The following is a 26,649-nucleotide window of genomic DNA, read 5'->3' on the forward strand; positions in this document are numbered from 1 at the left end:
AGCATCCGGCACCAGATCAACCCGAGTTCAACATGACTGCGCCAGTAAACATTCTGCTCGTTGACGACGATCCCGCGGAGAACGTGATCATGCGGGCGCTGATGCGCAAGGTCGCCAACGTGGCGATCAAGCTGCACTACGTCGAAACGGTGGAGGCCGCGCTCGCCTTCATCCGCAGCGCCGATCCGCAGCTCGACCTGATCCTGATGGACAACCGCCTCCAGCCGCAGGCCGATTTCCGCGAAACCGTGCCGGAGCTTCGGCAGAACGGCTACATCGGGCCGATCGGCGTGATCTCGTCGTCCATCACCGACGCCTATTTCCAGAGCATCGACGACTACGGCGTCGATTTCCGGATCGACAAGGCGGAACTGGACCCGACCGCCATCGGCTTCATCATCCAGGAATTCGTCGGCAAGGATACGCGCGCGGCGCAGTAGCCGGCCCATCGGCCCAACGAAAAAGGCCCGCCCCGGAGCATCCGGAGCGGGCCTTCATTTATCTGCTCGTTGCGGAGCGTGCTCAGGCGGCCGGCTGGCGCTGGGCTGCCGTCTCCTCGAGGCCCAACAGGAAGCCGATCTGGGGGCGGGCCTTGACGAGATCGTCGATCGTGTACTGCTGCAGGACGTCGAAGAAGGCATTCAGCGCCTTGCGCAGCGCCGCATTCAGCCCGCAACTGTCGACCAGCGGGCACTCGACCTCGCCGGCCTCGAAACATTCGGCCATGGCAAAGGAATCCTCGGTCACCCGGACGACGTCGAAAAGGGTGATCTCGCTGGCCGCCTTCGGCAGGCGGACACCGCCGTTGCGGCCGCGCACCGTCTCGATCAGTCCGGCACGGGTCAGCGGCTGCAGGATCTTGAACAGGAACAGCTCCGATACGCCATAGGCCCTGGCGATTTCGGGGATCCGGCTCAGCTTGCCTTCGTTCGCCGCACAGTACATCAACATCCGCACAGCGTAGTTCGTCTGCTTCGTCAGGCGCATTACCGGCTCCAAATCCGTTCGGTTGAATCTACATATAGGATGGATCGTAGTTTGGAACAATTCAAAAAAGCGGAAAATCAAATTCATGTTAGCGGGGAGGCATGCATGTTGACTTGACAAGGTACCGGATTAAAGGTGACTGCTCCAGTCCAGAAAAAACAGGAGGATACCCGTGACCAACTTGAGACGATACGCGCTGGCTCTTGCGCTCACCACAGGCACGGCCCTGCCTGCGTTGGCCGACGGCGAAGTCAATATCTACTCCTACCGGCAGCCGGACCTGATCAAGCCGCTGCTCGACCGCTTCACGGAAGAGACCGGCGTTGCGACGAACGTGCTCTTCCTCGACAAGGGCCTGGTCGAGCGGATCCAGGCCGAGGGCGAGAACTCGCCGGCCGACGTCATCCTGACCGTAGACATCAGCCGCCTCACCGAGGCCAAGGACGCCGGCGTGACCCAGCCGATCAAGAGCGCCGTGGTCGACAGCGACATTCCGGCCCAGTACCGCGATCCGGACGGCGCGTGGGTTGGCCTGACGACGCGTGGCCGCGTGGTCTACGCCTCCAAGGACCGGGTGACGCAGGAAACCATCACCTATGAGGAACTGGCCGATCCGAAGTGGAAGGGCAAGATCTGCACCCGCGACGGACAGCATTCCTACAACATCGGCCTGATCGCCTCGATGATCGCCGCGCACGGCGAAGCCGAGGCCGAGACGTGGCTGACCGGGCTGAAGAACAACCTCGCCCGCAAGCCGGATGGCGGCGACCGCGACCAGGCCAAGGCGATCTTCGCCGGCGAATGCGATATCGCGCTCGGCAATTCCTACTATGTCGGTCTGATGATGACCAACGAGAAGGAGCCGGAACAGAAGGACTGGGCCAACGCGATCAAGGTCATGTTCCCCAACGTCAACGACCGCGGCACGCATGTGAACGTCTCCGGCGTGGCAATGGCCAAGAATGCGCCGAACAAGGAGAACGCACAGAAGCTGATCGACTTCCTCGCGTCCGGCGAGGCACAGGAGATCTACGCCGAGCAGGTCTACGAATATCCGGTCATGCCGGGCAAGGAACCGTCCGACATCGTCAAGTCGTTCGGCACCATCAAGGCGGATACGCTGCCGCTCGCCGACATCGCCGCCAACCGCAAGAAGGCCTCCGAACTGGTCGACAAGGTCGGCTACAACGAAGGGCCAGAAATGTAAGTCTGGCGACACAGTCCAGAAACAGGAACGGCGGCCCTTGGGCCGCCGTTCTGCGTTTCAGTCACCTCAGAGAAGCAAGCGGCAAATGCCGCTTGCCTCACTTCATCGTCGGCATGACGAATTCGGCACCGTCCTTGATGCCCGAGGGCCAGCGGCTCGTGACCGTCTTGGTGCGGGTCCAGAACTTGATCGAATCCGTGCCGTGCTGGTTCAGGTCGCCGAAGGAAGAGGACTTCCAGCCGCCGAAGGAATGATAGGCGAGCGGCACCGGGATCGGTACGTTGACGCCGACCATGCCGATGTTGATGCGGCTGGCGAAGTCGCGGGCCGCGTCGCCGTCGCGGGTGTAGATGGCGACACCGTTGCCGTATTCGTGCTTCATCGGCAACGACAGGGCTTCCTCGTAGTTCTTCGCACGGACGACCGACAGGACCGGCCCGAAGATCTCGGTCTTGTAGATGTCCATCTCCGGGGTGACGTGGTCGAACAGGCAACCGCCGACGAAATAGCCGTCCTCATAGCCCTGCAGCTTGAAGTCGCGGCCGTCGACGACGAGCTTGGCGCCTTCCTCGACGCCGCGGTCGATCAGACCGCGGATACGCGCCTGCGCCTCCTTGGTGACGACCGGGCCGAGATCGGCCTTCTCGTCGGTGTAGGGGCCGATGCGCAGGCTCTCGACCATCGGCACGAGCTTGTCGATCAGGCGGTTGGCGGTTTCCTCGCCGACCGGGACTGCCACCGAGATCGCCATGCAGCGCTCGCCGGCCGAACCGTAGCCCGCGCCCATCAGGGCATTTGCGGCCTGGTCGAGGTCGGCATCCGGCATGATGATCATGTGGTTCTTGGCACCGCCGAAGCACTGGGCGCGCTTGCCGTTCATCGCAGCCGTTCCGTAGACGTAGCGGGCGATCGGCGTCGAGCCGACGAAGGACACGGCCGCGATGTCCGGATGGGTGAGGATCGCATCGACGGCAGCCTTGTCGCCGTTGACGACGTTGAGAATGCCCGCCGGCAGGCCGGCCTCGATCATCAGTTCGGCAAGCCGCAGCGGCACCGACGGATCACGCTCGGACGGCTTCAGGATGAAGGCGTTGCCGCAGGCGATCGCGGGCGCGAACATCCACATCGGGATCATGGCCGGGAAGTTGAACGGGGTGATGCCGGCGCCGACGCCGACGGCCTGGCGGATCGAGTACATGTCGATGTTCGGGCCGGCGCCTTCGGTGAATTCGCTCTTGGCGAGGTGCGGGATACCGATGACGAACTCGCAGACCTCGAGGCCGCGGACGATGTCGCCCTTGGAGTCCTCGACCGTCTTGCCATGTTCCTTCGACAGCAGTTCGGCCAGTTCGTTCATGTTGTCGTTCAGGAGTTGGACGAACTTCATGAAGACGCGGGCGCGGCGCTGCGGGTTGGTCGCGGCCCAGGCGGGCTGGGCGGCCTTGGCCACCTCGACGGCGGCGGCAAGCTCGGCGTCGCTCGCAAGCGCGACCTTGGCCTGGACCTCTCCGGTCGCCGGGTTGAAGACGTCGGCCGTACGGCCGCTCCTGCCGGCAACGTGCTTGCCGCCGATGAAATGTCCGATCTCGCGCATGGGATATCCTCCACTGTTTATGGAGAGATGATCGCACTACAAATTGCTCAATTCAATCGCCTGCTGTAAGCAACCGTTGTGCAAGAATTATAGCCCGCGGGACCGGAGAAGGCGAAGCGATGAACTGGGACGACGTGCGCATGTTCCTGGCGGTGGCCCGCACCGGGCAATTGCTCGCCGCTTCCCGTCGTCTCGGCGTCAACCATGCCACCCTCAGCCGCCGCGTCACCGCCCTGGAGAAGGAGATGAAGACGCGGCTCCTGGTCCGGCGAACGAACGGCTGCGACCTGACGGCGGAAGGAGAGGTGTTCCTGCATGCGGCCGAGCGCATGGAGACCGAGATGCTGTCGGCGCAGGAGAAGATCGGACGGATCGATGCCGCCGTCGCCGGCACCGTGCGCATCGGCGCCCCGGACGGCTTCGGCGTCTCGTTTCTGGCACCCCGGCTCGGCCGGCTGACGGCACGCCATCCCGAACTGAAGATCCAGCTCGTGCCCGTGCCTCGCTCCTTCTCGCTGTCGCAGCGCGAGGCGGACATCGCGATCACACTGGAGCGGCCGGAGCAGGGCCGCCTCGTCTCCTCCAAGCTGACGGACTATACGCTCGGCCTCTATGCGAGCCGCGGCTATCTCACCGAGCGTGGCGCGCCGAAGGATATCGAGGCGCTCAAGGACCATCGCCGGATCGGCTATGTGGAGGACCTGCTGTTCACCGCCTCGCTGGACTTTACCGGCGAAGTGATGCGCAACTGGAACGCCGCCTTCGAAATCTCGAGCGCGACCGGCCAGACGGAGGCCGTGCGATCGGGCGCCGGCATCGGCATCCTGCACAACTATATCGCCCGGCAGGATGACGATCTGGTCCGGATCCTGCCCGGGACGACGATCCGCCGCGCCTACTGGACGACCTTCCACGAAAGCGCCCGAGACCTCGCGCGGGTGCGCACCGTCACGGCGTTCGTGCAGGAACTTGTCGAGAGCGAGCAGTCGATCTTCGTCTAGCTGGTAACGAGGGAAGCGTTTTGCGATCCTGCGGGGAGCGGCCTGCCGGGATCAGGATCGCCCGTTCATGTCGAAGACCACCCAGCGGAAGAACAGGTAGACTGCGACGGATACGATGACGAGCGGGGTCAGCACGGAGAGATCAAGCATATCATTGCCTTGTTGTCGTTGACGCTGCCTCATGCAGCCCGTCTAATATGCCGCCGGCTCCTTAACGCCCGGTGGACCGGCATGGTAAACCGACCGGAAAGGCAGTCCGCCCGCCGCAGCAGTGGGGCGGGAACATGCGATCCCCGCGCGGAGTCACGCACGGGACGAAGAAACGGATTTCAGAAGAAAATGGTACGGTTGGTGGGAATCGAACCTACGACCTCAGGTGCCACAAACCTGCGCTCTAACCAACTGAGCTACAACCGCACACGAGCGCTGACCGCGCTTGGGGCTCACATACGAGGACGATGCCGATATTGCAAGCCCCTTGTTGACCCTTTGCATACTAAAAAGGGCCGGACGATGCGTCCAGCCCTTTCCGGTATTTCCCCTGCCGTGCCTGCGTCGCGCGCGGCCGGGTCAGGTCCGCGCCATCAGGCGGCCTTGAAGGTCTTCAGCGCCTTTTCGGCGGCAGACTTGCCGGGTTCGGCAACCTTCTCGGCGACCTTGCGGGTGGCTTCCTGCATGGTCTTGGCCTGCTCGACCACGACTTCGGCCTGCTTGCGCAGGAAGGCGGTCTGCAGTTCGAACAGTTCGGACACGGACTTCACGCCGAGCAGCGCTTCCATGTGCGACAGCGAGTTTTCGGCATTGGTGCGAAGCGCGTCGATCGCCGTCAGGCCGAGCTCGACCGTACCGGCCTGGGCGCTTTCGAAGGTGGACTCGACCACCTTGGTCGCGTCCTCGGTGGCGGTCTTCAGCTTGGCATAGGCTTCCTTCGTCTGGGCTGCGCCCTTTTCGGCGAAGTCGCGGAAGCTCTCGGAGACCTTTGCCGGGTCGAATGCGGCAAGGGAAAATACGTCGTCAGTCTTCTTGGTTGCCATTTCGATCGTCCTTGGTTCGGCCCTCGTCGTGAGCGCCGTTCGATACTGATGAACTGCTTATATACGATCCTATTGTGCATTGCAACATAATTGTGCGGCGCACAATGTTAACCCTGCCGCCGGAAAGACGGGGAGCGCTCCGGGCGCAAAGCTGGACCCTGCGCGGGTGCGCCGCTATTAATAAAGCGTTAAGCGTGCGGCGGTGGCCGCCGTCAACCCATGTCAGGCTGCCGATGTCCGCTCATCAGTACCCCTTTATCGATGTCGCCGTTCACGAGCGCGTGCGCCTGCCGTTTGCCCGCGGCGAGGCCGTGGTGCTGTTTTCGATCGACATGCGGCAGGTGCTGTGGAGCAACGGCCGCGGGGCGGGGCTGTTCGGCCACGGCTCGATCTACGATTTCCTCGATGCGCCGGTGCCGGAAGGCGACGTGGTTTTCCGCCAGCTCCAGACCGCGGCGCGGCAGCTCGGGCAGAGCGGACTTGGTCGCAACCTGCTGCTGCGCATCGGCACCGGCTACCGCGGCCTGCCGGTGAGCGCTCATGTGGAGCGCATCTCGCTGGCGCCGGGGCAGGATGCCGTCCTGTTCAGCACGCCGGCTGCCGGCAAAAGCGAGCCGATGTCCTTGCGCGCGGCTTCGCTGCTCACCGGCTTCGACGATCCCGACACGCACATGGCCGTGCTCGACGGCGAGGGCGGCATTCTTGCAGCATCCCCCGGCTTTGCCGCCCTCGGCATCAGCGATGACGCGCGGCTGCGGATGGTTGCGGCAGCGCGGCGGGAGAGCGACGGGCTGGTGAAGCGCCCGATCCCGACCGGCAAGGGCCTGCTGCCGGCAGCGCTCGGCCGGATTTCGGCCGATCCCGCCCTCAACCTGCTCTTTGCCGTCGAGACCATCCTCGGCCACATGGATCCTGAACACGACGCGCCGGCCGCAGCCGGGATCGAGCCGCCCGCGCTTGCGGGCGAGACGATCTCCCCCGATGCCGCCGCCACAGTTTCGACGAGCGAACAGGACGAGCCGGACGAGCCCGGCAACGCAGCCGACGACGAGGCGGAAGAGCATGCCGCAGCGGAACGAGCGAACGGCGACGTGACCGCTTCGGCCGCGCCGGAAGACGAAGGGGCCGGCGATCTGTCCGCCGCCCTGCCGGTCGAGGCGGCCGCCCCGGCGGAGGACGACAGCGCCCCGGCGGATGCGAACGCCTCGGCCAAGTCGGCGGCGCCTGTTGCGGCGGCCGATCCGGCCATTTCCTTCGAGCGGGCGTCGCGCCCCGTCCGCTTCGTCTGGAAGATCGATGCGGAGGGGCATTTCAGCGAGCTTTCCAGCGAATTCTCCGAGGTGGTCGGACCGCATGCGGCCGACGTCATCGGCCTGCCGTTCGCCGAGGTCGCGCAGCGCTTCGATTTCGACAGGGACGGCACGATCGCCGAGCTCCTGCGCCGGCGCGACACCTGGTCCGGCAAGACGATTCATTGGCCCGTCGAGGGCACGCGCCTGCGCGTGCCGGTCGATCTCGCCGCCCTGCCCACCTATTCGCGGAGCCGCGAATTCGACGGCTTTCGCGGCTTCGGCATCGTCCGGACCGCCGACGCTATCGACGACGAGAACGCACTCGGGCTTGCGATCGCAGGCACGGTGGATGCGGAAGCGGGGCTCGCTGCGGAGCACGACGACGCCGAGGCTCCGCTTTCGACCCCTGCCCCCTCCGTCCTCGATGAACTCCTGGCGGAGGAAGCCGGGGAAGAACGGCTGGCCGACGACGATGCGACGGCAGCCGCCGAGATCGCCAACGAGGCTGAGGCCGACGATCTTCCGGAGGATGATGCACCGGACAGCGCCGCGGGGGACGATCCCCTGCGCGACGAAACCGGAACCGACATTCATCCGGACGACGACTTCCGCGGCGAGCGGCCGGCATTGCGCCTGGTCGACACCCCGGCGCGGCGCCAATCCGAGAAGGTCGTCCAGCTGGACAACCGCCGCGGCCGCACCGGCGCGCTGACGACCGGCGAGCAGGCCGCCTTCCGCGAGATCGCCCGCCAGCTCGGCGAGACGTTCGGCAAGCGCAGATCCGGCGAAATTTCCACGGCCCCGGCCGAAGGGGATACTGGCGACGCCGCGCATTCGCCCGAGGCGCGGAACGGCGTCGACGACGGGAAGACCGCGGCATCGGCACCGGTCGACGCGCTGCCGGAAGACCGGGACGAGATTCCGGGCCTCGAGGTCGGCGAACATGCGGACGACGTTCCCGCCAAGAGCGCTTCGATCACCGGGCCGCGGACGGCCATGGACTACGGGCTCACCGCGTCGGTCGTCGATGCCCTGCCCGTCGCGCTCCTGATCCACGCCGGCGACATTCTGATCCATGCCAACCCGGAATTCCTGGAGCTGACCGGCTTTGCCTCGCTGGACGCGCTGGAAGGTGCCGGCGGTCTCGCCGTCCTGCTCGACCGGCCCGCGGCGGAAGACGAAGCCCCCGAGGGGACGATGCTGCTGCGGCATGCGGAGAAGACCAACCCGCTCGCCGTCAACGCGCGGCTCCAGTCGATCCGTTGGGAGAGCGGCACCGCGCTGATGCTGGCGCTTTCGCCGGTCGGCCCGCCGGTGCCGTCGCCCGCCCCTTCGCCGGTGGACGCAGCCGCCATCCAGGCCGGCCCGGAGGCAAGGGCTGGCGACACGGCGCCGGAGGACGACGAGGACGAGACGCTCGAGACGCTGCGCGACGAGGCGAACGAGTTGCGCTCGATCCTGGAGACCGCCACGGACGGCGTCGTGGTCGTCGACCAGGAAGGCGAGATCCGCTCGATCAACCGCTCGGCGAGTGCGCTTTTCAACTATGACGAGGACGAGATCCGCGGAAAGCCCTTTGCCGTCCTCTTCGCCCACGAGAGCCAGAAGGCGGTCATCGATTATCTCGCCGGCCTTGCGGGCCACGGGGTGGCGAGCGTCCTGAACGACGGCCGCGAGGTGATCGGCCGGGAGGCTTCGGGCGGGTTCATTCCGCTGTTCATGACGATGGGGCGCCTTTCGTCCTCCAGCGGCTACTGCGCCGTCATCCGCGATATCACGCAGTGGAAGCGCACGGAGGAAGAGTTGCGCAACGCCAAGCGTGCCGCGGAAACGGCGAACGCCCACAAGAGCGAGTTCCTCGCCCGCGTCAGCCACGAGATCCGCACGCCGCTCAACGCGATCATCGGCTTCTCGGACATGATGGCCGGCGAACGCTTCGGACCGATCGGCCATCCACGCTATGTCGAATATGCCAACGACATCGGCCGCTCGGGGCGGCACGTGCTCGATATCGTCAACGACCTCCTCGACATTTCCAAGATCGAGGCCGGCGAGATGGAGCTCGACTTCACCGCCGTCGGGCTGAACGAGACCGTGTCGGAGGCCGTGTCGCTGGTCCAGCCGCAGGCGAACGGCCAACGGGTCATCATCCGCACGTCGCTGTCGACCTCCGTGCCGCCGGTGGTGGCGGACCTGCGCTCGGTCAAGCAGATCGCGCTCAACATCCTCGCCAACGCGATCCGCTTCACGCCGTCCGGCGGCCAGATCGTCGTGTCGACCTCCTACGAGAACAACGGCAGCGTCGTGCTGCGCATCCGCGACACCGGCGTCGGCATGACGCGCAGCGAACTGGAGCAGGCGATGAAGCCGTTCCGGCAGGTTACGACGGGCGCGCGCAAGCGCGGCGACGGCACCGGGCTCGGGCTGCCGCTGACCAAGGCGATGGTCGATGCCAACCGGGCGCACTTCGCCATCAGTTCCAGCCCCAACGAGGGCACGCTGGTGGAAGTCACCTTTCCCTCCCCGCGCGTCTTGGCAGTGTGAGGCGATTGCGCTAGTGCAAAACGGCGCGGTCCGATCGCATCGCATGGACATGGTGACAGCCTCCTCCGGCCAGATCGCTGCAGCATCTTAAGAGGACGGGTCGTCGCGGGACCGGGCGGACAAGAGGACGACGGCATTGCAGGCACTTTCCAGCCAGGCCCAGACGAAGGCTGCGCGCGGGCCGAGCGTGAACGGACACCGCACGCTCATCGGCACCGCCCTCTTCACCGCGCTGATCGTACTGATGCCGCTGATCGCCATCGTCACCATCGCGGCCAGCGGATCGGCCGGCGACTGGCCGCACCTGATCGACAACGTCCTGCCCCGCGCCACGGCGCGGACCTTCGGGCTGCTTTTCGGCGTGGCGGCTATGACCGCGGTGACGGGCGTGATCACCGCCTGGCTGACGGCAAGCTGCGACTTTCCGTTGCGCCGGCTGCTGACCGTGCTGCTGGTGCTGCCGCTGGCGATCCCGTCCTATCTCTCCGCCTATGCCTTCGGGCAGTTCCTGGACTATACCGGCCCGGTGCAGACGACCCTGCGCGCGGCCTTCGGCTTCGCCACGCGCCGGGACTACTGGTTCCCCGAGGTGCGCACCACCGGAGGCGCCGTCCTGGTCATGGGCAGCGTCCTCTATCCCTACGTCTACCTGGCGGCACGGGCGATGTTCCTGATGCAGGGACGGGCGGCGGCCGACGTGGCGCGCACGCTCGGCGCCGGGCCCCTGACCGTCTTCGCCAGGGTGCAGATCCCGATGGCGCGCCCGGCGATCATGGTCGGGCTGACTCTCGTGGCCATGGAAACCCTGAACGACATCGGTGCGGTCGAGTATCTCGGCGTGCAGACGCTGACCTTTTCGATCTTCGACACCTGGCTGAACCGGGGCAGCCTTGCGGGTGCGGCACAGATCGCCTGCGTCATGCTCGTCTTCGTCGCCGTGCTGCTGACGATCGAGCGCGCCGCACGCCGCCGACAGCGCTTCACCAGCAACAAGACGACGGCGGCCGTGGCCGATTCGGTGCGGCTGCAACTGAAGGGCTGGAAGCGCTGGGCCGCCGTTGCCGCCTGCCTGCTTCCGCCGGCGCTCGGCTTTGCCATACCCGTTCTGGTGCTGGGCTCCTATGCGCTGCGCCGTCTCGACCAGTTCGCCTCACTGCGTCTTCTCTCGGCGCTCTGGAACAGCGTCCTGATCTCGTTCTCCACCGCCTGCGTCGCCGTGCTTCTCGCCTTCCTGCTCGCCTATGCGGCGCGCACGACCCGCTCGCCGGTGGCAGCCCTTGCCGGGCGGCTCGCCTCGTTCGGCTACGGCGTGCCCGGCACCGTGCTTGCGATAGGCGTGCTGATCCCGCTCGCCCGGCTCGACAACACGGTCGCATCCTTCACGCGCGAGTGGTTCGGCTTCTCGACGGGACTGCTTCTGACCGGCAGCGGCGTTGCGATCGTCTACGCGTGCACCGTGCGCTTCCTGACCATGGCCGAAGGCACGATCGATGCCGGCTTCCACAAGCTTTCGCCGCATCTCGACATGGCCGCCCGCACCCTCGGGCGGACGAGCGCGCAGACGCTGCGCAGCGTGCTGCTGCCGATGATGCGACCGGCCACGCTGACGGCGGCGCTGATGGTCTTCATCGAGGCGATGAAGGAGCTTTCGGCGACGATCATGCTGCGGCCCTTCAACTTCAACACGCTGGCGACGCTCGTCTACGAGGATGCCTCGCGGGCCAAGGTGGAGGATGCCTCGGTCGCCGCGATCATCATCGTGGCGGCAGGGCTCGTCCCGGTCTTCCTCGTGTCGCGCTCGCTGAACGCGACCAACGGCGGGCGATAAAAAAGGGGCGACCTTTCGGCCGCCCTCAAGAAAGTTCGATGCTGTCCAACTAAAGCGTCAGAGTAAGACGTCATGCCATCAAGGCGGCCGGGCCGCCGAACCGTCCTCGCATTGGACGCGCTCAAGTCGAACCGACCATGGCCGTTTCCACCTTAACAAATCCTTACCCGACGATGCCCGAACGGCCGCAACCGTTCACATCTCCTTGAGTTTGGTTAATTCGACCGGCCCAAATTCGTTAACGCAGCCAGTGGCTTATTTAGGCCCTGCTTGATCAGTCCTTCAGTTGCGGCAGATCGGCGTAGAGCGCTAGCGCCTCGGGATTGGCGAGCGCCTCCTTGTTCTTCACCGGGCGCCCGTGGACCACCTCGCGCACGGCAAGCTCGACGATCTTGCCGGACTTGGTGCGCGGGATGTCGGCGACGGCTATGATCTTCGCCGGCACGTGGCGCGGAGAGGCGCCGGTGCGGATACGCGTGCGGATGGCTTTCTCCAGGGCCTCGTCGAGCACGAGGCCGGGCGCCAGGCGAACGAACAGGACCACGCGGACGTCGTCGTCCCAGTCCTGCCCGATGCAAAGCGCCTCGGCCACCTCTTCCATCTGCTCGACCTGATTGTAGATCTCCGCCGTACCGATGCGCACGCCGCCCGGATTGAGGGTGGCGTCCGAGCGGCCGTGAATGACGATACCGCCGTGGAGCGTCCACTCGGCGAAGTCGCCATGGCACCAGACGTTGTCGAAGCGGTCGAAATAGGCGGCCCGGTACTTCGCCCCATCCGGGTCGTTCCAGAACATCACCGGCATCGACGGAAAGGCCTTCGTGCAGACCAGTTCGCCCTTTTCCTCGCGTACCGGCCTCCCCTCCTCGTTCCACACGTCGATCGCAAGGCCGAGACCCGGGCCCTGGATCTCGCCGCGCCAGACCGGCTTCAGCGGCACGCCGAGGACGAAGCACGAGACGATATCGGTGCCGCCGGAGATCGAGGCCAGTTGCACGTCCGGCTTGATGCCCTCGTAGACGAAGCTGAAGCCTTCCGGCGACAGCGGCGATCCGGTGGAGGTCATGAGCCGGAGCTTCGACAGGTCGTGGCTGGTGCGCGGCGTCAGCCCGCCCTTGCGCACGGCGTCGATGTATTTCGCCGACGTGCCGAACACGGCGAAGCCTTCCTCGGCGGCATAGTCGAACAGGATGTTGCCATCGGGATGGAAGGGGGAACCGTCGTAGAGGCAGAGCGTGGCGCCCACCGCGAGCCCGGAGGCCAGCCAGTTCCACATCATCCAGCCGCAGGTGGTGAAATAGAACAGCCGCTCGCCCTCCGTCAGACCGCAATGATAGCGGTGCTCCTTGAGGTGCTGCAGAAGTGTACCGCCGGCGGAATGGACGATGCATTTGGGCACGCCCGTCGTTCCCGACGAAAACAGGATATAGAGGGGGTGGCTGAACGGCAGCCGCAGGAAGGTCACGTCCTTCGCCTCATAGGGCGCGATCATGTCGGCCAGTGTCCTGCCGTCGCGCACGGCCGCCGCGACGGCGGGCGCATCGCCGGCATAGGGGACGACGAGCACGGGCACGCCGAGCCTGTCGGCAACCGCCTTCACCTTGGCGCCGACGTCCTGCAGCTTGCCGTTATACCAGTAGCCGTCGCAGGCAATGAACAGCTTCGGCTCGATCTGGCCAAAGCGGTCGAAAACGCCCTGCTCGCCGAAATCGGGGGAACAGGAGGACCAGATGGCGCCGATCGAGGCTGCGGCCAGCATGCAGGCGACGGTCTCCGGCAAGTTCGGCATCATCGCGGCGATCCGGTCGCCCTGACCGATGCCCATCGCCTGAAAAGCCTGCTGCAGGCGCGAGACCATCGCATGCAGGTGCGACCAGGTCCAGCGATAGGAGACCTTGTCCTCGCCGCGGAAGATCAGCGCGTCGCCATCCCCGCGCCCGCGCAGCAGGTTCTCCGCAAAATTCAGCGCCGCATCCGGAAAGAAACGGGCATCCAGCATGCTGTCGCCCTCGACAAGCACGCGCTCGCCCCGATCGCCGATGACCCGGCAATCCTCCCAGACGGCCGACCAGAATGCGGGGCGGTCCTCCACCGACCACGCATGGAACGCATCGTAGCCATCGAACGTCCGGCCGGCCTCTTTTCCACAGGCATTCATGAAGAGCGCCATCGGGCTCCTGGCCAGCACTTCATGGGACGGTTCCCAAAGCGGCTTTTCCTGGATCATGTTTTCCTCCACTCCAACGCCTTTTCTATAGCATGGTGCGCCGCAGTATAAAGGCCGCACGGCCGGCGCCGGGATGTCATATGCGCCATTTTTGCGCGTGGCGGATTTGATTTCTTCGGCGCGACGGCCTATCCCCTGACGGAGGCGGAACGCACAGCCGCCGGGCAATGGGCAGGCAACGCAATGGGTCCTCTTCGATACCTTCGTCCGAAGCTGCTGTTGCGGCTGCTGGCGGCAATGGTCGTTCTGGCATTGGCCCTGCGCCTTGCCGGGCCCACGCTCGTTTCCTCCGACAGGATCCGCACCGAAATCGAAGCCAATCTGTCGGCCTGGACCGGTGCGGAACTGGAATTCAGCGGTACGCCGCGCTTCAGCTTCTGGCCCGCGCCGCACATGGCGTTCGAGGACGTGCGGCTGCGCTATCCGGGCGCGACGGCAGGCGACGGCGGCGAGCTTCTGACGGCCGAGCGGATCGCGGTCGACTTCAGCCTGCTCGGCTCGCTCCTGGGCGCGCCGGATCTCGGCGACGTCGAACTCGTCCGGCCGCTCTTCCACATCCGTCGCGACGAAGGCGGCCGGCTCAACTGGCGCGGCAGCGAAGGGATCGAACAGGCGTTCTCCAGTGCTCCCGAAGACCCGGCGACGGCCCCGTTGCCGCAGTTCGGAACGCTGCTCGTTCGCGAAGGCACGATCGTCGTCGACGACCGCAGGCGGGGCCAGCACTATCGTATCGCCGACGTGGCCGGGAAGATCGCGTGGCCGAAGCCTTCGTCGGACCTCGACGTCTCGCTCAGGGGCGTGATCGACGGCGAGGTGGCCGAGGTCCGGTTCGCGGCCGACGAGCCCGTCCGCCTGCTGAACGGCCAGGACGCCGACATTCGCCTTTCCGTGCAGTCCGATCCGGTGAAGCTCGATTTCGACGGAACCGCAAACCTGTCGAGCGAGGCCTTTGCAACCGGCCGGATCGAGTTGACCGTGCCCTCCTTCTCGCACCTGCTGGACTGGACCGGAACGCGCTTCACGCCGGCCGGCAGGCTGGGCGCGGTGACGCTGGAGGGCAACGTCACCACCAGCGATCATACCGCGCGGATCGACAAGCTCGCTCTCGACATCCAGGATTCGCGGGCGACCGGCATACTGGACATCAGCCTGCCGCCGAAGGGTACGCCGAAACTCGAGGGAACGCTGGCCTTCGACACGGCCGACCTCGCCGCCATGATCGGCGCCTACGTGCCCGTGCCGAACGAGGGCGACACACCCCCTCCCGCGCGCGCACTGACGATGGACGGGCTCGACCTGGACCTGCGGTTCTCCGCCCGCGAGGCGTTCTTCGAGCCGCTGGTGCTGACCGAATTCGCCGCGGGCATTCGCACGTCCGACGGCCAGACGACGCTCGATATCGGCGACGGAACCGTACTTGGCGGCAGCGTGAGCGGACAGGTCACGGCGAGCGACCAGAACCGCCGGCCCGGCGGAGAACTGCAGCTGTCCCTGCGGGACGTCGACCTCGGCGCGCTGATCGCTCTTGCCGATCTGTCGGGACCGCTGCCGAACGGCCGCGGCTCGGCCGACCTCGACCTCTTCACCGATCAGCCGCTTGCGCGCCTCGACAGCACCGGCCTCGTCGGAACCTTCCGGCTGCGCTTCGACCAGGGCAGCCTCGCCGCGTTCGACCGTCCGGAATTCGAAAGGCAGGCGCGCGGCGAAAGCGTGTTCAGCATGACGGAGGCCGCAGACGGCGCGTTCGACTTTGCGAGCGCGGCGGTCGATGGGCGCTTCGACCGGGGTCTTGCCGAGATCAGCCGCGCGACGTTCGAGGGAGCCGAGAAGACGCTCTCGATCGCCGGCACGATCCCGTTCCGGAACGGCAACGTCGCGCTGGCGGGGTCGCTCGCGGCGCGCAAGCCGGACGGCACCGGCGCAACCGAACCGGCCATCAACTTCCTCGTCGGCGGCGCCTGGCCTGCCCCGGTCATCTCGCCGATGGCGATCCTGATGGACGTCCCCGCCAACTGAGGCGGGGCTGAGAGGCGGACGCGGCCCAGTCCTATCCGCCCGCGAAGGCGGCGTGCTCGTCGCGCTGGCGCTGCACTTCCCGCCGCTTGGTCACGATAGAGGCGATGACCACGCCGACCGTCACCAGCGCGATGAGAAGCGTACAGGCGGCGTTGATCTCCGGCGTGACGCCGAGCCGGACCTGACTGTAGATCTTCATCGGCAGGGTCGTGGCCCCGGGGCCAGAGGTGAAGCTCGCAATGACGAGGTCGTCCAGCGACAGCGTGAAGGCGAGGACCCAGCCGGAGAACACGGCGGGCGCGATGATCGGCAGCGTCACCTCGAAGAAGGTGCGAAGCGGCGTGGCGCCGAGATCGAGGGCCGCCTCCTCGACCGAGCGGTCGAAGGACAACAGCCGCGACTGCACGACAACGGCGACGAAGCACATGGTCAGCGTGATATGGGCGAGCGTCACCGTCCAGAAGCCGCGGTCGAAGCCGATCGCCACGAACAGGAGCAGCAGCGACAGGCCGGTGATGACCTCGGGCATGACCAGCGGCGCATAGACCATGCCGGAAAACAGCATGCGGCCGCGGAAGCGGGTGAAGCGCACCAGCGACAGCGCCGCCATGGTGCCGAGCACGGTTGCGATCGTCGCCGACAGGAGTGCGACGCGGATCGTCACCCAGGCCGCATCCATCAGGCCCTGGTTGTTGAACAGCGAGACGTACCATTTGGTCGAAAAGCCGGCCCAGACGGTGACGAGGCGGGATTCGTTGAAGGAGAAGACGACCAGGAGCACGATCGGCAGATAGAGGAAGGCGAAGCCGAGCGCGACCGAGGCGACGTTGAAGCGGGACCATTTCGTCATGCTATTTCCCCCGCTCTTCGGCTTTCGCCTGCATGTTCTGGAAGAACACGATCGGCACCACGAGGATGAGGAGCAGCACCGTCGCCACCGCGGCGGAGACCGGCCAGTCGCGGTTGGAGTTGAATTCCGTCCACAGCGTCTTGCCGATCATCAGGGTCTGCGAGCCGCCGAGCAGGTCGGGGATGACGAACTCGCCGACGGCCGGGATGAACACCAGCATGCAGCCGGCGACCACGCCAGCCAGCGACAGCGGGAAGGTGACCTTCCAGAAGGCCGAGATCGGCGGGCAGCCGAGGTCCTGCGCGGCCTCGATCAGCGAATGGTCCATCTTCTCCAGCGCCGAGTAGATCGGCAGGATCATGAAGGGAAGGTAGGAATAGACGATGCCGATATAGATCGCCCAGTTGGTGTTGAGGATGATCAGCGGTTCGTTGATGAGGCCCGTCGACAGAAGCAGCTGGTTGAGCAGCCCCTCAGGCTTCAGGATCGCGATCCAGGCATAGACGCGGATCAGGAAGCTCGTCCAGAACGGCAGGATCACCAGCATCAGCAGCGTCGGCCGCCAGGTGCGCGGCGCCTGCGCCATGCCGTAGGCGATCGGATAGGCGATCAGCAGCGTCAGGATCGTGGAGATCCCGGCGATCTTGATGCTCGACAGGTAGGCGTTGATGTAGAGCGCATCCTCGGTCAGCCAGACGAAGTTGTCGAAGCTCAACTGGCGGATGTTGTCGATGATGCCGGAAATGCCGTCGGCGAGCCGGAAGACAGGCTCATAGGGCGGCTGCGCGATCGCGGTGGTGGACAGCGAGATGCGGAAGACGATGACGAAGGGGACGAGGAAGAAGAAGACCAGCCAGGCATAGGGAACGATGATGACCAGGCGGCTGAAGATGCGGGAGCCGAGCTTGGTCATGGCCTCAATCCTTCAACACGACGCCGGCGGTCTCGGCGAAGGAGACCCAAACCTTCTCGTCGTAGCCGATCGGGTTCTCCACCTCGCGCTGCGCGTTCAGCATCGATGTCTTGACGACCTTGCCGCTCGGCAGCCTGACGTGAAAGACGGTCATGTCGCCGAGATAGGCGATGTCCCATATCTCGCCCTCGGAGGCGTTGATCGCGGCATCCGCGGGTGCGGCCCGGCTGACCTTGAGTTTTTCCGGCCGGATCGCGAAGGCGGCCCCTGTCCCGATGGCCGGTGCGGCGTCGCCGACGGTGCGCACGGTGAAGTCGTCGCCGGCGATCTCGATGCGGCCGTTTCCGGCAGCCTTCACCTTGCCTTCCAGGATGTTCACGTCGCCGATGAAGTCCGCGACGAAGCGGGAGTTCGGCGCCTCGTAGATCTCGGCCGGGGTCGCCACCTGGATGACGTTGCCGTGGCTCATCACGGCGATGCGGTCGGCCATGGTCATGGCCTCTTCCTGGTCGTGGGTGACGACGACGAAGGTCAGGCCCAGTTCCTGCTGCAGATCCATCAGCTCGAACTGGGTTTCCTCGCGCAGCTTCTTGTCCAGCGCGCCGAGCGGTTCGTCGAGCAGGAGCACCTTCGGCCGCTTGGCCAGCGAACGGGCAAGCGCCACGCGCTGGCGCTGGCCGCCAGAGAGCTGCTGCGGCTTGCGCCTGGCGAACTGCTCGAGCTTGACGAGCTTGAGCATCTGCCGGACGCGCTCGGCGATCTCCGCCTTCGGCATGCCGTCCTGCCTGAGGCCGAAGCCGATATTGCTCTCCACCGTCATGTGCGGGAACAGCGCATAGGACTGGAACATCATGTTGACCGGCCGCCGGTAGGGCGGGATGCCGGCGATGTCCTGGCCATCGAGGATGATCTCGCCCGAGGTCGGCCGCTCGAAGCCGGCCAGCATGCGAAGCAGGGTCGACTTGCCACAACCCGAGGCGCCGAGAAGGGCGAAGAACTCGCGGTGGTAGATATCGAGGGTCAGGTTATCGACGGCCGTGAAGTCGCCAAACTTCTTCGTGATGTTCTTGAAGGATATGAAAGGCTTGGAGTCCGGATCCGCCCACGGCGCAAAGGAGCGGCGGATATTGCCCAGTGACTTCATTGGCTGTCCCCGATGGTTTCTTGGCCGCAACAGCAGATTGCCCGGAAGCGGTTCCGGGCAATCTGCATTTCTTTTCTTACTGGCCGGTGACGACCTTGGTCCAGATGCGGGTCACGACCCGCTGCGTCTTCGGGTCGTAGGGCAGCTTGGTATAGAGCTTGGCCATCGCGTCCGCCGGCGGGTAGATCGCCGGATCGTCGAAGACCTCCTTGGAGATCAGCTCCTGGGCCGCCTTGTTGCCGTTGGCGTAGAAGACGTAGTCCGACGCCTTGGCGGCCACCTCGGGCTTCATGATGTAGTTGATGAAGGCATGCGCCTCCTCGACATGGGGCGCATCGGAGGGGATGGCCATCATGTCGAACCACATCAGCGCACCACCGGCGGGGATGGTATAGTTGACCTCCACGCCCGCACCGGCTTCGGCCGCACGGTCGCGCGCCTGCAGCACGTCGCCGGACCAGCCGAGCGCCAGGCAGATGTCGCCGTTTGCGAGCGCGTTGATGTATTCGGAGGAATGGAACTTGCGGATATACGGCCGGATCGAGGCCAGCAGTTCGCCGGCCTTCTCCAGGTCACCGGAATCCTTTGAATTCGGGTCGAGGCCGAGGAAGTTCAGCGCCGCGGGGATCACCTCGTCGGCCGTATCCAGCACATAGATGCCGCAATCGCTGAATTTCTTCGCGATCTCCGGATTGAAGAGCGCGTCCCAGCCTGGGGCCGCGTCGGAACCGAGGATCTCCTTGGCCTTGGCCACGTTGTAGCCGAGGCCCGTCGTGCCCCACATGTAGTCGACCGCGTATTCGTTGCCCGGATCGTAGGCGGCGACGCGCTGCGTGACCTCGTCCCACATGTTGGAGAGGTTCGGCAGCTTCGACTTGTCGAGCTTCTGGAAGACGCCGGCCTGGATCTGCCGCTGCAGGAAGTTGCCGGTCGGGACAACCACGTCATAGCCGGTGCCGCCGGCGAGCAGCTTGGTTTCGAGCGTCTCGTTGGAATCGAAGACGTCGTAGACGACCTTGATGCCCGTTTCCTTGGTGAAGTCGGCCAGGATGGACTCGTCGATATAGTCCGACCAGTTATAGACATTCACCACCTTCTCCTGCGCCATGGCCTGCACGCCGGCGAAGGCTGTGAGGGCAGCGATGGCGACAGTCGCCACAAGGTTGCGTCTTTTCATCAATTGGCTCCCAGTTTCAAAGTTTAGCCGTTCCCGGAGGCGGTCGATTTGTGATTATCGTTCTTTTTCAAGGCGCGACAAGCGGCATCTTTTGCCCGATGAACGCCTATTGGTATCACATTTCCGCCATTCCTATCATATTTGAAATCGCTTTCGCACGGCAAAGCAAGCGGAAAATCACTGGAAGTCGAAAAGAGACAGTCCGGCCACCATCTCGTCCAGTCCCAGCGGGCGCGTCACCGGCGGCTCGGCGCGGGCGAGACAGCCCTGCCGCTCGCACAGCCGACAGGCGGCGCCGACGGTAACGGGAGGCTGTGCCTGCGCCGCCTCGCCATAGGCGGTGTCGGCTGCCGCTGCGGCATCGCAGCCGAGAAGCAGCGCCGTCCGCCGCACCCGCTCGCCGAAGGCCGAATGCGGCCCGTCCAGCGTGCGCGACACGGTGAGAAAGGCGGCACCGTCCGGCATCTCGACCCGCTCGGCCAGGACCTGTCCGGGCTGGGCGAACGCCGCATGCACGTTGAGCTTCGGGCAGCCGCCGCCGAAACGCGCCTGCGGGAAGCCCTGCGCGCCGGCGCGGCGCAAGCGATGGCCGGCCGCGTCGAGCTCCAGCAGGAAGAAGGGCGGTGCCGCCTGTCCGGGGCGCTGCAGCATGGTCAGCCGCATCGCCGCCTGCTCGAAGGAAACGGCAAAGCGCGTGCGCAGGAGATCGACATCGAAGCGCGCGCGCTGGGCGGCGGCCAGGAAGGCATCATAGGGCATCATCAGCGCATGCGCCGCGTAGCGCGCCAGTTCGAAGCGGGCGATGCGGCGCGCCTCGTTGCCCGAGAGCGCCAGCCGGTCGAGCTCGGTCCAGATCTCGTCGCGCAGAGCCAGCTGCACCGCCTCCATGGCGATCTCGCGCAACTGGTCGTGCGCCGACAGGCGCTCCGACAGGAACAGCCGCATGGAGTGGCGGTCGAAGCGGCGGCGCAGCGTCGGCATGGCGTGGACGGGCAGCAGGCGCACCACGACGCCGTGCTCCTTCTTCAACCAGGTCTTCAGGGAACCCGCAAGGTCGTCGCCCGGGGCGAGCGCCGCATGAAAGGCTTCGGCCGCAACGTCGATCGCCTCGAAATAGTTGGGCCGCTGCTCCAGCTTCTCGCGCACCTCGTCGATCGGCAGGCGCGCACCGGCCAGCGACGTCGCCCTGCCCTCGCGCGACAGCACTTCGGCAAGATCGGAAAGACGCGAGGCCTGCTCGCGATAGGCGCGGTAGAGCTTGACGATGCCGCCGGCGACATTGGGGGCGGCATCCGCCACCTCGACCAGTTCCAGATCGCCGGGCAATTCGCCGGACAGCAGGGGGTCGGCGAACACTTCCTTCAGCTGGGCGACGCTGCCGCCGGCCTCACCCTGCAGGTCCTCCATGTCGACCTTGTAGACGGAGGCGAGCCGCAACAGGAGCTGCACCGTCAGCGGACGCTGGTTGCGCTCGATCAGGTTGAGATAGGAGGGGGAGATCGACAGCGCCTCAGCCATGGCGGTCTGGGTCAGGCCGAGACCGTTGCGGATGCGCCGGACCCTGGGACCGGCGAAGATCTTGTTCTCAGCCAACTGTCAATCCTTTGACACGCTTCGACCGTGATGCCGTCGACAGGTCATTTACACAATTTACAAATTAACAGGCCCGACTTGTCAAGTACCTCACAGCATAACCCGTTTCCGACACTTGAGTTATCAAAAGTCCTCGCTCCTTACTGCGCTGCAATGTAAATATTCAGACATCACAGCGGCGGGACACTCAGTCACAGACATGGCACCGCCTTTGACAGATCGGATGGAGGACAGAAAGCATGACTGATTTTTACAATCTCGTTCCCAGCGCGCCCGAGGGCCGCTTCGACGGTGTCAGCCGGCCGTATACGGCAGAGGACGTCAAGCGCCTGCGCGGCTCCGTCCAGATCCGGCATTCGCTGGCGGAGATGGGGGCGAACCGGTTGTGGCAGCTGATCCACGAGGAGGATTTCGTCAATGCGCTGGGCGCGCTCTCGGGCAACCAGGCCATGCAGATGGTCCGCGCCGGGCTGAAGGCGATCTACCTCTCCGGCTGGCAGGTCGCAGCCGACGCCAACACGGCGTCCGCCATGTATCCGGACCAGTCGCTCTATCCGGCCAATGCGGCGCCGGAACTCGCCAAGCGGATCAACCGCACTTTGCAGCGCGCCGACCAGATCGAGACCTCCGAAGGCAAGGGCCTGTCGGTCGACACCTGGTTCGCGCCGATCGTCGCCGATGCGGAAGCCGGCTTCGGCGGGCCGCTCAACGCCTTCGAGATCATGAAGGCGTTCATCGAAGCGGGTGCCGCCGGCGTGCACTACGAGGACCAACTCGCGTCCGAAAAGAAGTGCGGCCACCTCGGCGGCAAGGTGCTGATCCCGACGGCCGCGCATATCCGCAACCTCAACGCCGCGCGTCTTGCCGCCGACGTCATGGGCACGCCGACGCTGGTGATCGCCCGCACCGATGCGGAGGCCGCGAAGCTCCTGACGTCGGACATCGATGAGCGCGACCAGCCGTTCGTCGACTATGACGCCGGTCGCACGGTCGAGGGCTTCTACCAGGTGCGGAACGGGATCGACCCCTGCATCGCCCGCGCCGTCGCCTATGCGCCGCATTGCGACCTGATCTGGTGCGAGACCTCGAAACCGGACCTGGAGCAGGCGCGCCGGTTCGCCGAGGGCGTGCACAAGGCTCATCCGGGCAAGCTGCTCGCCTATAACTGCTCGCCGTCCTTCAACTGGAAGAAGAACCTGGACGACGCGACGATCGCGAAGTTCCAGCGGGAACTCGGGGCGATGGGCTACAAGTTCCAGTTCATCACGCTCGCCGGCTTCCACCAGCTCAATTTCGGCATGTTCGAGCTGGCGCGCGGCTACAAGGACCGCCAGATGGCCGCCTATTCGGAGCTGCAGGAGGCCGAATTCGCCGCCGAGGCCAATGGCTACACGGCCACCAAGCACCAGCGCGAGGTCGGCACCGGCTATTTCGACGCGGTGTCGCTGGCGATCACCGGCGGCCAGTCGTCCACGACGGCGATGAAGGAATCGACCGAGCACGACCAGTTCCGCCCGGCGGCGGAGTAGCCTGAGACATCGGGCAGAGGCCCCTCACCCTAGCCCTCTCCCCGCAAACGGGGAGAGGGGACATGCCCCGAAATTCGGCCGGTCAGAAGCTCGGCCGGCAATGCCGGTCGAGCGCGGGCCGCGATCGTCCTTCTCCCCGCCTGCGGGGAGAAGGTGGCGGCAGCCGGATGAGGGGCAGGCCAGGGAATTTTCGTCAAGAACCCCGTGAAGAGGAGAAATGCCATGACCGTCCAGACCCGCGTCAAGGAAAGAGCAGAAGAACAGTCGTCGGCGATGACACCCGAACAGCAGGCCATGATCCGCATGGTGGCGAACGACCTCCACCGCCTGAACCATGCCGTCATGAAGGCTGTCGAGGCCGGCGTCTCGGTCGAGCTCGTCCGCTCCGCACGCCACCACGGCGGCGATGGGAACTGGGGTGACCTGCTCATCCCGGTCATCGTCACCCAGGGCAGAGCGTAGAGCGACGCGGGCGGTCGCCGGGTGTCCGCCCCGGCGCCGCTGGTGGGGGCCGGTGGCGACACCGGCCTCTCCTGCGTGCGCTGCAAGACATGCGGGAGGGGGTGCACCTTCTCCCCGCGGCGACCACGCAATCAGCGGTTCATTGACAAAGCGTTCCGATCCTGCACTTTCCGATTGCGCAATGCGTTAGATGGCACTTAAATGCAGTTGTGCCATGGAGTGGGGTGCTCGCGGTGCAAGACGGAACTGCCGGTCGATCGGAACTGACGGACCTCGTCTACGGAAGCCTGTTCGGCGAATGCAGCTGGCAGCACTTCATGGACCGGCTCGCAACGACCATGCCGAACGGCAAGTCGTCGTTCCACTACCAGGACCTGACCTCTCCCCTGGCGCAGGTCGGTCTCGTCTCCGGCTTCGGCAGCGATGAAGTCGAGCAGTTCCACAATCACTACGCCGCCGTGAACCCCTGGATACCGCGCACGATGCTCGTTCCCGTGGGCCGCGGCATGACCGGGGAAAGCATCTTCCCGCGCGAGGAACTGGCCAAGACGGAGTTCTATAACGACTGGCTGAAGCGGCAGACAGGCTGCGAGACGGCCATCGGCGTCACCATCCTGCGGGATTCGAGCCGGACCTTCATTCTCTCCACCTGCACCTCGTCGACAGACCCTGTGCTCAACCACGAGGCGGCGGAACTCTACACGCAGCTTTCGCCGCATCTCCGGCGGGCCGTCGATTTCATTCGCAGGGGCGAGTTCGCGACGGGCGAAAGGCAGACCGGACAGGCGCTGTTCGACGCCATCGGAGCCGGCCTGATCCATGTCTCGGAGACGGGGCGCATCCGCTCGATGAACGACCGGGCGCGGCGGATGATCGAGCACGGCGAACCCGTGCGCCTGGCAATGAGCGGCCGGATTGCGATCACCGACCCGCGGGCGGCGGAAACCCTGCAATTCCTGCTGTCGCGGCAGGGCGTGCAGGTGGAGCCTTATCTTGCGACCCTGACGGGCGCCGACGGCAGCGCCCACCGGCTGACGCTGGTTCGCCTGACGTCCGACCCCATGACCGAATTCCTGAACGGCCCGACCGTGGCGGTCATCATCGAGCCGATAGCGGGTGTCGACGAGCCGCGCAGCGAGCGCCTCCAGGCGAATTACAGGCTGACGCCGAAGGAGGCGCGGATCGCCGCTGCGATCGCGTCCGGCCTTTCGCTGCGGGAAATCGCCGACAACGACGGCGTCAGCTACGAGACCGTCCGCTCGCACGTCAAGAACATCTACGGCAAGATGGAGGTCAGTTCGCAGGCCTCGCTGGTGGCGCGCCTGCTGCGGTGAAAAAAAGCCCGGCGGGACGGCCGGGCTTCTTCAATTGCATGATGGCTCGCAGTTCCGGCCGATGCTTCAGGCGGCCTGGCGGAACCGTTCGGTCTCGGCACCGAGGCGGAAGCGATCGACCAGCGCCATTAGGGCGTCGGCCTCGGTTGCGAGCTGGCGGCTCGCCTCTGTCGTCTCTTCCACCATGGCGGCATTCTGCTGGGTCGTCTGGTCCATCTGGTTGACCGACGTATTGACCTCCTGGAGTGCGGCCGACTGGTCGCGGCTCGCCGTGGCGATCGATTCCACGTGCTGGCTCATGGCGGCGACCTGGGAGCTGATCGTGGCCAGCACCGCCCCCGTCTCCTGCACGAGCCGCGAGCCGGCGCCGACTTCCTGCGTCGATTTCTCGATCAGCGACTTGATCTCGCGGGCGGCATCGGCGGAGCGTTGCGCCAGTTCGCGAACCTCCTGCGCCACGACCGCGAAGCCCTTGCCCGCCTCGCCGGCGCGCGCCGCCTCGATGCCAGCGTTCAGGGCGAGCAGGTTGGTCTGGAAGGCGATGTCGTCGATGACCTCGATGATCTGCTCGATCTGACGCGAGGCGTCCTCGATCCGGCCCATGGCGGAAATGGCGTTGGTGACGACGGTGCTGGAGTTGTCGGCGCTCTTGCGGGTCTCGCCGGCCTTCTGGCTGGCTTCCTGCGCCCGTTCGGCGGAGGAGCGGACGGTCACGGTGATCTCCTCGACGGCGGCCGCGGTCTCTTCCAGGGAAGAGGCCTGGGTTTCGGTTCGCCTGGACAGCGAATCGGCCGATTGCAGCATCTCGCCGCCGCTGCGCTGGATCGACTGCGCATTGGCGCGGATCTGCAGAAGCGTGTCCTGCAGGCGCACGAGCGAGGTGTTGAAGTCGCGGCGAAGGTCGTCCAGCCTGCCGCCGAACGGGGTATCGATCTGCCGCGACAGGTCTCCCTGCGCCAGGCGCCCGAGGCCTTCGGCGAGCGCATCGACGGCGAAGGCGATCTGCCGGTCCGTCTCCTGCTTCTCGCTGTCGGACTGCGCGCGCTCGCGGGCAGCTTCCTGCTGCTGTTCGGACGCCGCGCGCTCGACGGCGATCTTGCGCAGGGCATTGTCGCGGAACACCTCGAGCGCGCGGCCGATCTGCCCGAATTCGTTGGCGCGGTCGCGACAGGGAACCTCTGCCTCGAGACGGCCGTTGGCGATGTCGTGGACAGCGGCAATCAGCGACTTCAGCGGGCGGACCGAGAAGCGGACGGCGACATAGGACAGCGTGCCGAAGATTGCGAGTGCGACGAGGCCGGCGATCACGGCCATGATCTGCAGCTCATGGATCTTCGCGTAATAGACCTCCATCGGGATGCCGATGAACATCAGGCCGACATTGGCGCCGGTTGCGGACTTGATCGGGAAATAGCCGGTCATGAACTGGCGGCCAAAGAGCTCCGCAGCACCGTAGAACGCCTCGCCGCTTGCGAGGACCGCCTGGGCGGGATGGTCGGCGGCGAGCTTGGTGCCGACGGCGCGGCTGCCGTCCTCCTTCTTCACGTTCGTCGAGACGCGGACATAGTCCGCCCCCTCCTTGCGGAAGATGGTCGCGACACCGGCGATCGACTGGGCGGTGCGGTCGACCAGCGCATGATCGGTGAAATCGGGGACGGATTCTGCGGTCGCCGAGACGAGCCGGTTGTCCTTCACGTCGATCCGGGAACCGTCCATCACCCCGGCGTAGAGCACCGCCATGCTGCGGCTTGCGTCGCGGGCATTGTTGCCGGCCTCCTGCAGCACGTACTGGCGAAGATTGTAGTCCATCACGCCGACGATCACTGCACCGCTCAGAAAGATCAGTGCGATCGTCATCGCCACATACTGGGCGGCAATGGAGGTCTTGAGCATGCGAAACATTGGCGTCTCCTGTAG

General features: G+C 65.6%; 19 protein-coding genes and 1 tRNA gene. 9 read left to right on the forward strand and 11 right to left on the reverse strand.

Annotation, left to right across the window (positions count from 1 at the left end):
* Window positions 1–32: 32 nt before the first annotated feature.
* Window positions 33–440 (forward strand): response regulator, encoded by a 408-nt coding sequence (locus tag LQK81_RS15000; protein WP_230807178.1) that lies wholly within the window; start codon window positions 33–35, stop codon window positions 438–440.
* 82 nt (window positions 441–522) lie between these two features.
* Here the strand turns inward: LQK81_RS15000 and rirA are convergent, their stop codons facing one another.
* Window positions 523–987, reverse strand: a complete 465-nt coding sequence (gene rirA, locus LQK81_RS15005; protein ID WP_230807179.1) for an iron-responsive transcriptional regulator RirA — start codon at window positions 985–987, stop codon at window positions 523–525.
* Window positions 988–1,159: 172 nt separating this feature from the next.
* On the opposite strand from rirA, the gene LQK81_RS15010 reads away from it, so the two are divergent.
* Entirely contained in the window at window positions 1,160–2,194 is a 1,035-nt protein-coding gene (locus LQK81_RS15010; RefSeq protein ID WP_442967143.1) for a Fe(3+) ABC transporter substrate-binding protein, read from the forward strand.
* A gap of 97 nt (window positions 2,195–2,291) precedes the next feature.
* Here LQK81_RS15010 and LQK81_RS15015 read toward each other — a convergent pair whose 3' ends face one another.
* Window positions 2,292–3,788, reverse strand: a complete 1,497-nt coding sequence (locus tag LQK81_RS15015; protein ID WP_230807180.1) for a CoA-acylating methylmalonate-semialdehyde dehydrogenase — start codon at window positions 3,786–3,788, stop codon at window positions 2,292–2,294.
* Between the two features lie 119 nt (window positions 3,789–3,907).
* On the opposite strand from LQK81_RS15015, the gene LQK81_RS15020 reads away from it, so the two are divergent.
* Complete coding sequence (locus LQK81_RS15020) at window positions 3,908–4,789, forward strand: LysR family transcriptional regulator (protein ID WP_230807181.1); 882 nt, start codon at window positions 3,908–3,910, stop codon at window positions 4,787–4,789.
* Window positions 4,790–5,129: 340 nt separating this feature from the next.
* Here the strand turns inward: LQK81_RS15020 and LQK81_RS15025 are convergent.
* Together LQK81_RS15025 and LQK81_RS15030 are read right to left on the reverse strand one after the other, a co-directional pair.
* Window positions 5,130–5,206: transfer RNA gene (locus LQK81_RS15025), tRNA-His, on the reverse strand.
* A 167-nt stretch (window positions 5,207–5,373) separates the two neighbouring features.
* Complete coding sequence (locus LQK81_RS15030; RefSeq protein WP_230807182.1) at window positions 5,374–5,823, reverse strand: phasin; 450 nt, start codon at window positions 5,821–5,823, stop codon at window positions 5,374–5,376.
* Between the two features lie 233 nt (window positions 5,824–6,056).
* Here LQK81_RS15030 and LQK81_RS15035 point away from each other — a divergent pair, with 233 nt between their 5' ends.
* Together LQK81_RS15035 and LQK81_RS15040 are read left to right on the forward strand one after the other, a co-directional pair.
* Window positions 6,057–9,659, forward strand: coding sequence for a PAS domain S-box protein (locus LQK81_RS15035; RefSeq protein WP_230807183.1), 3,603 nt, complete (start codon window positions 6,057–6,059; stop codon window positions 9,657–9,659).
* Between the two features lie 244 nt (window positions 9,660–9,903).
* Window positions 9,904–11,487 (forward strand): ABC transporter permease, encoded by a 1,584-nt coding sequence (locus LQK81_RS15040; protein WP_230807464.1) that lies wholly within the window; start codon window positions 9,904–9,906, stop codon window positions 11,485–11,487.
* Window positions 11,488–11,761: 274 nt separating this feature from the next.
* Here the strand turns inward: LQK81_RS15040 and LQK81_RS15045 are convergent, their stop codons facing one another.
* Complete coding sequence (locus tag LQK81_RS15045; RefSeq protein ID WP_230807184.1) at window positions 11,762–13,714, reverse strand: acetoacetate--CoA ligase; 1,953 nt, start codon at window positions 13,712–13,714, stop codon at window positions 11,762–11,764.
* Between the two features lie 183 nt (window positions 13,715–13,897).
* Between LQK81_RS15045 and LQK81_RS15050 the strand changes: the two genes are divergently transcribed.
* Window positions 13,898–15,730, forward strand: a complete 1,833-nt coding sequence (locus tag LQK81_RS15050) for an AsmA family protein (protein WP_230807185.1) — start codon at window positions 13,898–13,900, stop codon at window positions 15,728–15,730.
* A gap of 31 nt (window positions 15,731–15,761) precedes the next feature.
* On the opposite strand, the gene LQK81_RS15055 is transcribed toward LQK81_RS15050, so the two are convergent.
* The 5 genes from LQK81_RS15055 to LQK81_RS15075 all read right to left on the reverse strand — a co-directional run bounded on the left by LQK81_RS15055 (window position 15,762) and on the right by LQK81_RS15075 (window position 21,407).
* Window positions 15,762–16,580 (reverse strand): ABC transporter permease, encoded by an 819-nt coding sequence (locus LQK81_RS15055; protein ID WP_230807186.1) that lies wholly within the window; start codon window positions 16,578–16,580, stop codon window positions 15,762–15,764.
* A 1-nt stretch (window position 16,581) separates the two neighbouring features.
* The gene (locus LQK81_RS15060) at window positions 16,582–17,493 is read right to left on the reverse strand and encodes an ABC transporter permease subunit (RefSeq protein WP_230807187.1); all 912 of its coding nucleotides are present in this window, start codon (window positions 17,491–17,493) and stop codon (window positions 16,582–16,584) included.
* A gap of 4 nt (window positions 17,494–17,497) precedes the next feature.
* Window positions 17,498–18,637, reverse strand: a complete 1,140-nt coding sequence (locus tag LQK81_RS15065) for an ABC transporter ATP-binding protein (protein WP_230807188.1) — start codon at window positions 18,635–18,637, stop codon at window positions 17,498–17,500.
* A 76-nt stretch (window positions 18,638–18,713) separates the two neighbouring features.
* The gene (locus tag LQK81_RS15070; RefSeq protein WP_442967144.1) at window positions 18,714–19,814 is read right to left on the reverse strand and encodes a polyamine ABC transporter substrate-binding protein; all 1,101 of its coding nucleotides are present in this window, start codon (window positions 19,812–19,814) and stop codon (window positions 18,714–18,716) included.
* A gap of 177 nt (window positions 19,815–19,991) precedes the next feature.
* Window positions 19,992–21,407, reverse strand: coding sequence for a helix-turn-helix domain-containing protein (locus tag LQK81_RS15075; protein ID WP_230807189.1), 1,416 nt, complete (start codon window positions 21,405–21,407; stop codon window positions 19,992–19,994).
* Window positions 21,408–21,646: 239 nt separating this feature from the next.
* Here LQK81_RS15075 and aceA point away from each other — a divergent pair, with 239 nt between their 5' ends.
* The 3 genes from aceA to LQK81_RS15090 all read left to right on the forward strand — a co-directional run bounded on the left by aceA (window position 21,647) and on the right by LQK81_RS15090 (window position 24,732).
* Window positions 21,647–22,936, forward strand: coding sequence for an isocitrate lyase (aceA, locus tag LQK81_RS15080; protein WP_230807190.1), 1,290 nt, complete (start codon window positions 21,647–21,649; stop codon window positions 22,934–22,936).
* 222 nt (window positions 22,937–23,158) lie between these two features.
* Window positions 23,159–23,398, forward strand: coding sequence for an SMc00767 family acetate metabolism repressor (locus LQK81_RS15085; protein ID WP_230807191.1), 240 nt, complete (start codon window positions 23,159–23,161; stop codon window positions 23,396–23,398).
* A gap of 317 nt (window positions 23,399–23,715) precedes the next feature.
* Window positions 23,716–24,732, forward strand: a complete 1,017-nt coding sequence (locus tag LQK81_RS15090; protein ID WP_269065008.1) for a helix-turn-helix transcriptional regulator — start codon at window positions 23,716–23,718, stop codon at window positions 24,730–24,732.
* A 66-nt stretch (window positions 24,733–24,798) separates the two neighbouring features.
* On the opposite strand, the gene LQK81_RS15095 is transcribed toward LQK81_RS15090, so the two are convergent.
* Window positions 24,799–26,634 carry a methyl-accepting chemotaxis protein gene (locus LQK81_RS15095; protein ID WP_230807193.1) on the reverse strand — a complete coding sequence of 612 codons (1,836 nt, stop codon included), beginning with the start codon at window positions 26,632–26,634 and terminating at the stop codon, window positions 24,799–24,801.
* Window positions 26,635–26,649 lie beyond the last annotated feature (15 nt).

It is taken from the genome of Rhizobium sp. GN54, from assembly GCF_021026345.1.
GTDB lineage: Bacteria > Pseudomonadota > Alphaproteobacteria > Rhizobiales > Rhizobiaceae > Mycoplana.

Coding starts and splice junctions, on each gene's coding strand:
- LQK81_RS15040 (WP_230807464.1), top strand. CDS start 9,904: ATGCCGCTGATCGCCATCGTCACCATCGCGGCCAGCGGATCGGCCGGC.
- LQK81_RS15095 (WP_230807193.1), bottom strand. CDS start 26,634: ATGTTTCGCATGCTCAAGACCTCCATTGCCGCCCAGTATGTGGCGATG.
- LQK81_RS15035 (WP_230807183.1), top strand. CDS start 6,057: ATGTCCGCTCATCAGTACCCCTTTATCGATGTCGCCGTTCACGAGCGC.
- LQK81_RS15045 (WP_230807184.1), bottom strand. CDS start 13,714: ATGATCCAGGAAAAGCCGCTTTGGGAACCGTCCCATGAAGTGCTGGCC.
- rirA (WP_230807179.1), bottom strand. CDS start 987: ATGCGCCTGACGAAGCAGACGAACTACGCTGTGCGGATGTTGATGTAC.
- LQK81_RS15000 (WP_230807178.1), top strand. CDS start 33: ATGACTGCGCCAGTAAACATTCTGCTCGTTGACGACGATCCCGCGGAG.
- LQK81_RS15020 (WP_230807181.1), top strand. CDS start 3,908: ATGAACTGGGACGACGTGCGCATGTTCCTGGCGGTGGCCCGCACCGGG.
- LQK81_RS15055 (WP_230807186.1), bottom strand. CDS start 16,580: ATGACGAAATGGTCCCGCTTCAACGTCGCCTCGGTCGCGCTCGGCTTC.
- LQK81_RS15030 (WP_230807182.1), bottom strand. CDS start 5,823: ATGGCAACCAAGAAGACTGACGACGTATTTTCCCTTGCCGCATTCGAC.
- LQK81_RS15065 (WP_230807188.1), bottom strand. CDS start 18,637: ATGAAGTCACTGGGCAATATCCGCCGCTCCTTTGCGCCGTGGGCGGAT.
- aceA (WP_230807190.1), top strand. CDS start 21,647: ATGACTGATTTTTACAATCTCGTTCCCAGCGCGCCCGAGGGCCGCTTC.
- LQK81_RS15085 (WP_230807191.1), top strand. CDS start 23,159: ATGACCGTCCAGACCCGCGTCAAGGAAAGAGCAGAAGAACAGTCGTCG.
- LQK81_RS15090 (WP_269065008.1), top strand. CDS start 23,716: ATGGACCGGCTCGCAACGACCATGCCGAACGGCAAGTCGTCGTTCCAC.
- LQK81_RS15015 (WP_230807180.1), bottom strand. CDS start 3,788: ATGCGCGAGATCGGACATTTCATCGGCGGCAAGCACGTTGCCGGCAGG.
- LQK81_RS15060 (WP_230807187.1), bottom strand. CDS start 17,493: ATGACCAAGCTCGGCTCCCGCATCTTCAGCCGCCTGGTCATCATCGTT.
- LQK81_RS15070 (WP_442967144.1), bottom strand. CDS start 19,814: ATGAAAAGACGCAACCTTGTGGCGACTGTCGCCATCGCTGCCCTCACA.
- LQK81_RS15050 (WP_230807185.1), top strand. CDS start 13,898: ATGGGTCCTCTTCGATACCTTCGTCCGAAGCTGCTGTTGCGGCTGCTG.